The sequence below is a fragment of the Oceanobacillus bengalensis genome, assembly GCF_003628445.1.
GTDB classification, from domain to species: Bacteria; Bacillota; Bacilli; order Bacillales; family Amphibacillaceae; genus Oceanobacillus; species Oceanobacillus bengalensis.
This window is the reverse complement of the sequence record NZ_RBZO01000019.1, coordinates 73,992-80,753: the sequence shown is the minus strand read 5'-3', so window position 1 is coordinate 80,753 and position 6,762 is coordinate 73,992. Positions and strand designations below refer to the sequence as shown.

Sequence of the window (6,762 nt, the reverse complement as noted above, 5' to 3'; positions counted from 1 at the left end):
AAGGCAGCGTGTTACCACCTGCCCTCCAAGACTCGCTACGAGTGAATGGCTAGTTCTTTCTCGACGGGAATCCCACCCGCTATATATTACGACCTATGCTCGGTCGCTCCAGGAGTCTACGCATTCTGCCTCCGCTATGATAGCTGCACTAGATATTTTTGAGGTTGTAGTCTATAAAATCCCGTTTTGGACAGTCGTTCTTCCTTAAATAATATAAATTTCTAGTTTGTATACAAGTAGAGCAGGTACTTAGTGGAGGAAAGACACGTAGACTCCTGTGGGAGGCTCACCAGCCGCCCACGGAAAGCGAAGTGTCTTTCCGGAACGACGTGTTTAGGACAATTCTGAATTAAACATATCCACAGTTTAATCAACTACTCCTTAACTTAAGACCCAACCTTTTTCTCACAAAAAACTCCCTAATTGGATAAACCAACTAGGGAGCTACATGTTATTTACGCAATTTTCTCTCGTTAATTTCTGCTTTGATTAATGCTTCAAAATCACTAAACGCAAATGTTTCTGATTTTTGTTCCCCGTAACGACGAACGTTTACTGCGTTATCTTCAATTTCTTTATCACCTAACACAAGCATAAATGGAACTTTTTGTGTTTGTGCTTCACGGATCTTATAACCAATCTTCTCATCACGCTCATCTAATTCAACTCGCACACCTTGGAATTTTAATTTGTCGACAACTTCTTTCGCATAATCTAGATGTACTTGTGGTGAAACTGGTATTACTTTCAATTGTACAGGCGCAAGCCAAGTTGGGAATGCCCCTTTATATTCTTCAATTAAGAAAGCAACAAAACGCTCCATAGTTGATACGACACCACGATGAATAACAACTGGGCGATGCTCTTTCCCGTCTTCTCCGATATATGTTAAATCAAAACGTTCTGGCAAGAGTACATCTAATTGTACAGTTGATAGCGTTTCGTCTTTACCAAGTGCAGTTTTCACTTGAACATCTAGTTTCGGACCGTAGAATGCCGCTTCCCCTTCTGCTTCCACATATTCTAAATTCAGATCTTCCATTGTTTGTTTCAATGTAGATTGTGTTTTTTCCCACATCTCATCATTATCAATGTATTTCTCTTTATCTTCAGGATCACGATAAGAAAGTCGGAAATAGTAATCCTCGATACCAAAATCTTTGTAAACGTGTTGAATCAATTCAACTACACGTACAAATTCTTCTTTTAATTGATCTGGGCGAGCAAAGATATGGGCATCATTCAGTGTCATCGCACGTACACGCTGCAATCCTGCAAGTGCACCACTCATTTCATAGCGATGCATCGTTCCAAGTTCCGCGATACGAACTGGCATTTGACGATAACTCCATAATTTATTCTTGAATACCATCATATGATGTGGGCAATTCATCGGACGCAATACTAATGTCTCATTATCCATTTCCATTGGTGGGAACATATCATCCTGGTAATGATCCCAGTGTCCACTTGTTTCATATAATTCCTTACTACCAAGAACTGGAGTATACACATGGTCATACCCGAGGCGTTCTTCTAAATCAACAATATAACGTTCAATTGTACGACGAATGGTTGCACCCTTTGGTAGCCATAGTGGTAATCCTTGACCAACTTTCTGAGAAACGGTGAAAATATCTAATTCCTTACCAAGTTTACGATGGTCGCGTTCTTTACGCTCCTCTAAAATTCTCAAATGTTCCTCTAGTTGAGCAGGCTTTTCAAATGCTGTGCCATAAATACGTTGTAACTGTTTATTATTACTATCGCCACGCCAATAAGCACCAGAAATACTTAAAAGTTTGAATGCTTTTACCTTACTTGTTGTTGGAACATGAATTCCACGACATAGGTCAAAGTATTCGCCTTGCTCGTAAATTGTAACTTGCTCACCTTCTGGGATTGCTTCGATTAATTCTAATTTTAAATCATCACCAATTGCTTTGAAGCGCTCGATAGCTTCTTCGCGTGATACTTCCACACGTTTTATTTCCAAATTTTCATCGATGATGCGTTTCATCTCTTTTTCTATCTTTGGAAGGTCCTCTGGAGTAATTTTATGCGCCATATCCATGTCATAGTAAAATCCTTCCTCAATGACAGGACCAACCCCGAATTTAACATCATCGTACAAGCGTTTAATTGCTTGCGCCATTAAATGTGCTGTTGAATGACGCATCACATCAATTGCCTCATCGTTTTTATAGGTTAAGATTTCAACTGCTCCACCATGATGAAGTTCACGTCGAAGGTCATATTGCTCCCCATCCAACTTTATTGCAATTGCTTGTTTTCTTAGTCCTGGAGAGATAGAACCTGCAATATCTTCACCTGTTGTTCCTACTGGAAATCCTTTTTCATTTCCGTCTGGGAATTTAATTACTATTTCTTCTGCCATGTTTATTGCTCCTTTCATATATTAAAAAAATAAAAAAGCGCCCATCCCTCTGCTTCTTTCAGCAAAGGGACGAGCGCTTGGATACGTCGTGGTTCCACCCTAATTTCCGTAAAATACTCTTACGGCTTCATTATATCTTTAACGCAGATTTACGCTACTATTTACTTTTATTTCCATAGTAGGGTTCAAAGGTGGTAATTATTTGTTCGTGACTCGAGGAAGCTTTCAGCCAGATGACTTCCAATCTCTTTTCGACCGAATTCAAACAATCATGTCCTTATCAATACCTTTATATTTTAAAATGATTATAATTTGTATTATAGCCTCGAGAATTCATAAATGCAAGTTTATTTCTGTTCATTTTTCAAATAATATGCAAATGGAAATTGATTCGTTCCTTTAAATTGCACTTTTTCTTGAAATACATTAATAACAGTCAATGTTTTTGGTTCAGCAGGGTCATCACCATATATCTTTATTTTCTCTGGCGCCATTGCAATGAGCGGTGCCAAGTTCATTTCATTCTCATCTAAGCCAACAATGTATAATGGTTCTTCCTGCATAATCGTACGTAATTCCATATTCGAAAATACCTTCCCACTCTCTTTATAAAACGTAAAGGTATCTCCTTGTAAAATATGAATCGTTGGGAAGCTTGGCTCTTTTCGGGAAATGTAATTACGTAACATATCTACAAATTCTTGATGATCTTCTTCCCGTTTAAATTCATCAATTGCAAGTCCAACATAATGAATCAAATGATCCTTAAAAACGCTTAAACTAAATTTGATGATTGAGTCATAGTGAATTGCATGGGTGTCTTTAATATTAGCAATAAATAACGAAAAGAGCAGCCCGCTCGGATCTTCACTTTTTTTCTTTCTAACTTGCAGACTATCCTCATCAACACCTGCGAATATCCAGTTGGTAATATCATGTATTCGTTCGATTTCATCTGTATTCGTAAAATAATAGCATTTCTCAATAATCATCTTAATCATATTACCTAAGCGATGGGTAATAAAAACATTTGTCATCGCCTTTGCTATAATTTCTTTTAACTGCTTACTCGCAATATTTTCTTCTATCTGTATATAATTCCCCCATTCCTCATGAATTTTCCAATGTAACTTAATTTGTTTAGAATGTAGAAATAACTGCTCACAAAAACGAAGTACTTCTTTATCGGATTCAAAATAAGCCACAAGCATAAATAAACATCACCCTCATCCACAACCGAACTGTTACAATTATATGGACAAAGAGTCTAAAAAATGATTAAACCTGATAATCTACTAAAAATAATGGATATTCTAGAAGATTGAGAATGCATTTACTCGTCCCAGACAATAGTTTTTTATTTTTACCATAAAATTACAATAGATATAAACTGCGAGGTAACATCGAACTTAAAAAATACCTTGCTTGTACTCTCAAGATCAATAAAGAATTATGAATGCCAATACTCAACGGAGCTATCAAGAATGAAATAGAGCAAGATTCTCATGAAATGAACTTGATAAGCCTTATCTAGGTTGAAATAGAGCAAAATCCTCTTCAAATGAAATTGATAAGCTCTCTCAAGATTGAAATAGAGCAAAATTCTCTTCAAATGAACTTGATAAGCCTTCTCAAGATTGAAATAGAGCAAAATCCTCTTGAAATGAACTTGATAAGCCTTCTCAAGATTGAACTAGAGCAAAATCCTCTTGAAATGAACTTGATAAGCCTTCTCAAGATTAAAATAGAGCAAAACCCTCTTGAAATGAACTTGATAAGCCTTCTCAAGATTAAAATAGAGCAAAACCCTCTTGAAATGAACTTGATAAGCCTTCTCAAGATTGAAATAGAGCAAAATTCTCTTCAAATGAACTTGATAAGCTCTCTCAAGAAAATTTCCCAAATTATTGTTACCTCACAGTTCATATCAACTGCGGGAATTAAGAAATAATAAAGATAATTAGCAGAGCCAAATAAAAATAAGAAGACTAGTATCTAAATTGATACTAGTCTTCTCTACCTTCTTCTATTTTCTCCAAATAGAGATACTTCTTTACTAACTTGTTTAATACGTTCTAAAATTCTACCTGCCTTTACGGTTTCAATGCCATCTCTTGTTGTGGCTAGTAACCCTTCTAATTGGTCCATACTATAATTGGAAGTAAAAAATACAGGTAGCTGTTCCATCATTCTATATTGTAAAATCGATCCTAGAATTTCATCCCTAAACCACGCAGATTGCATCTCCGCACCAATATCATCAAGCATTAGTACATCAGCTTTTTTGAAGTAATCCACTTTTTCGTTTGTTGTATCATTTTTAAAGGAGCCTTTGATTTCTCGCACGAACTCAGGCATATAAATGATCATTGAAGAAATATTCAACTTCTTTAATTCATTCGCAATTGCACCTAAAAAATACGTTTTCCCGACACCAAATGGTCCATAAAAGTAAATTCCTTTTTTCGGCAATTCATGGTTTGCCTGCTTAATAAATTGAATGATCTCCATGACACCTTCCCGTCTATCATTATCAGCATCAAGATTCTTCAGGGATGCTTGGAGAATTTCTTTTGGCACATGAACACTTTGTACAAGTTTTTGCTGTTTTGCTTCTTTTTCATACATCATTCTACTGTGGCATTTTTCATATGTTAAATGTATTTCTCCACGGTCTACATGCAGTACAGGCGAGTAACCTTTTACCATGTTTTTGCATGAATCCAATGATGAACATTTATCACACTGTTTTGACTGAGATTTATATTCATATAGTTTGATTAAGCTTTTGTTTATTTCTCGCGTACTTAAATCAGGATGGAAGGATAGAAATTCCTTTATTTCGGGATCACTCAATACTTCGTTTCTAACCTTTTCATAGTTTTCTTTGAAGTTTTTATTTTCCTTCATCCATTTTGATAGCGATTCTTGAATTGGTTCCATTTAAATCATCCTTAAAATCGATTATTATGCTGCACTTTTTGGTTAAGGAGTTTTTCTAGTTCTGCTTTCTCTTTTTCTAAATCGATAACAGGTTGAGTGCTTTGTACTGTTTTCGTTTGTTTGACTTTTCTTTCTTTGAACCAATCTGGAACAATTTCTTTTGAGTCTTTCCGCTTATAGGAAGTTCGCTGTTGCTGCTTCTGCGGTGTTTTTTGGAATCTCTCTTTTTCCTTCTTAGCAAATTCCATTGCTTCTTTTGCAGTTTTAATATTTGCCCGTGACCAATGACTAGCAATCTTTTCTAAATATGCTTTCGATAACTTCATATTTGATTGCAGCAATACATAGTGAATAAGCACATTCATTACTGGCGATGGAAGTCCTTGAGAAGTCATTACTTCACGAATAATTTTCATATCTTGTTCAGAAGCTTGATTTCCTCCAGACAAGTCTTCTAGTAATTGCTTTGGTGAGATTGTTTCTAATTCATGTATCAGCATATCTTCTTTTGTTACAGGTTTGGACTTAGGTAACGCTTGGTTCTTCTCAACCTTTTCTGTTAGCTTTATTTTAGAATCATGATGTTTTGATTTAAATAAGTCATGACATGCTGTTTTAAACTCTTCCGTATTCAAATAATTCTCTTCCGTTAAAGCCCATAAGACAGATTTCTCAATTTCATAGCTATCTAAATCATATAATAGCTGCATTTGCGAAATTAATTTTCTATTGTAGGCCGTTAATACTCGCCCAACTGGTATCATCCTTTGCGTTAACATTTGGATCAACCAGGAGAAATCAGCTGTTTGTACAGGTGGACTTTCTTCCTCACTTCGAATAGGTTTCACAACTTCAAGTGTTGGGGTAAATGTCTGAAATACATCATGGAAAGATACCGTGATATCCTCTCCAACATTTTCTGAGTACGTCTTAACAAAATGGTTTTTCAGCATGTTATATTTTTGGTCACCTATTTGATGATAAAGTAATTGAGATAGCATGGCATCTCGAAAGAAGTCACTCGGAGCAAAAGCCCCCTGTAATTCATACGTAAAAATAGTTGTATTCTCTTTTGTTTTTTTAAACGTTTTAAGTAAACCAATTCCTTCCAGTTTCAACCTTGCCTTATAAATCTCATCTAACGGAATGTTCAAATAGTTCATTAACGTATGATGTGTTTGAGGCGAAATTTCTTCTTCGAGCTCTATTTCATGCAGCAATGTTTGATACAACATCACTGCCTGTATACCAATAAGCGGTTGATATAAATGTGTTAATGACTTTGAGTAGTTCTTTGTTAAATGATGTTTTAAAGTAACAAAATATCCATCAACTGGTAATACTTGTCCAATAAATCTCAATATTATTCCACCCTCAATATAACGTAATTCGACACAAATGAAATTCCATGTAATGCAAAA

Annotated in this window: 5 protein-coding genes and 1 other annotated feature; of the genes, 1 reads left to right on the top strand and 4 read right to left on the bottom strand. The window is 35.6% G+C overall.

Translation table 11 applies throughout. The features are described from left to right. Positions 1 to 451: 451 nt before the first annotated feature. Both thrS and ytxC read right to left on the bottom strand, forming a co-directional pair. Positions 452 to 2,398 carry a threonine--tRNA ligase gene (thrS, locus tag D8M05_RS12610; protein ID WP_121132327.1) on the bottom strand — a complete coding sequence of 649 codons (1,947 nt, stop codon included), beginning with the start codon at positions 2,396 to 2,398 and terminating at the stop codon, positions 452 to 454. Between the two features lie 62 nt (positions 2,399 to 2,460). Then, positions 2,461 to 2,691 (bottom strand) — a binding site (T-box leader). Between the two features lie 54 nt (positions 2,692 to 2,745). Next, positions 2,746 to 3,609 (bottom strand): sporulation protein YtxC, encoded by an 864-nt coding sequence (ytxC, locus tag D8M05_RS12605; protein ID WP_121132325.1) that lies wholly within the window; start codon positions 3,607 to 3,609, stop codon positions 2,746 to 2,748. A 350-nt stretch (positions 3,610 to 3,959) separates the two neighbouring features. Between ytxC and D8M05_RS12600 the strand changes: the two genes are divergently transcribed. Next, positions 3,960 to 4,349, top strand: coding sequence for a hypothetical protein (locus D8M05_RS12600; RefSeq protein WP_121132323.1), 390 nt, complete (start codon positions 3,960 to 3,962; stop codon positions 4,347 to 4,349). A gap of 65 nt (positions 4,350 to 4,414) precedes the next feature. Here D8M05_RS12600 and dnaI read toward each other — a convergent pair whose 3' ends face one another. Further along, entirely contained in the window at positions 4,415 to 5,341 is a 927-nt protein-coding gene (dnaI, locus tag D8M05_RS12595; RefSeq protein ID WP_121132321.1) for a primosomal protein DnaI, read from the bottom strand. A gap of 11 nt (positions 5,342 to 5,352) precedes the next feature. Beyond that, a complete protein-coding gene (locus D8M05_RS12590) occupies positions 5,353 to 6,702 on the bottom strand; it encodes a replication initiation and membrane attachment family protein (protein ID WP_121132319.1) in 1,350 nt (449 codons plus the stop codon). Positions 6,703 to 6,762: the final 60 nt, after the last annotated feature.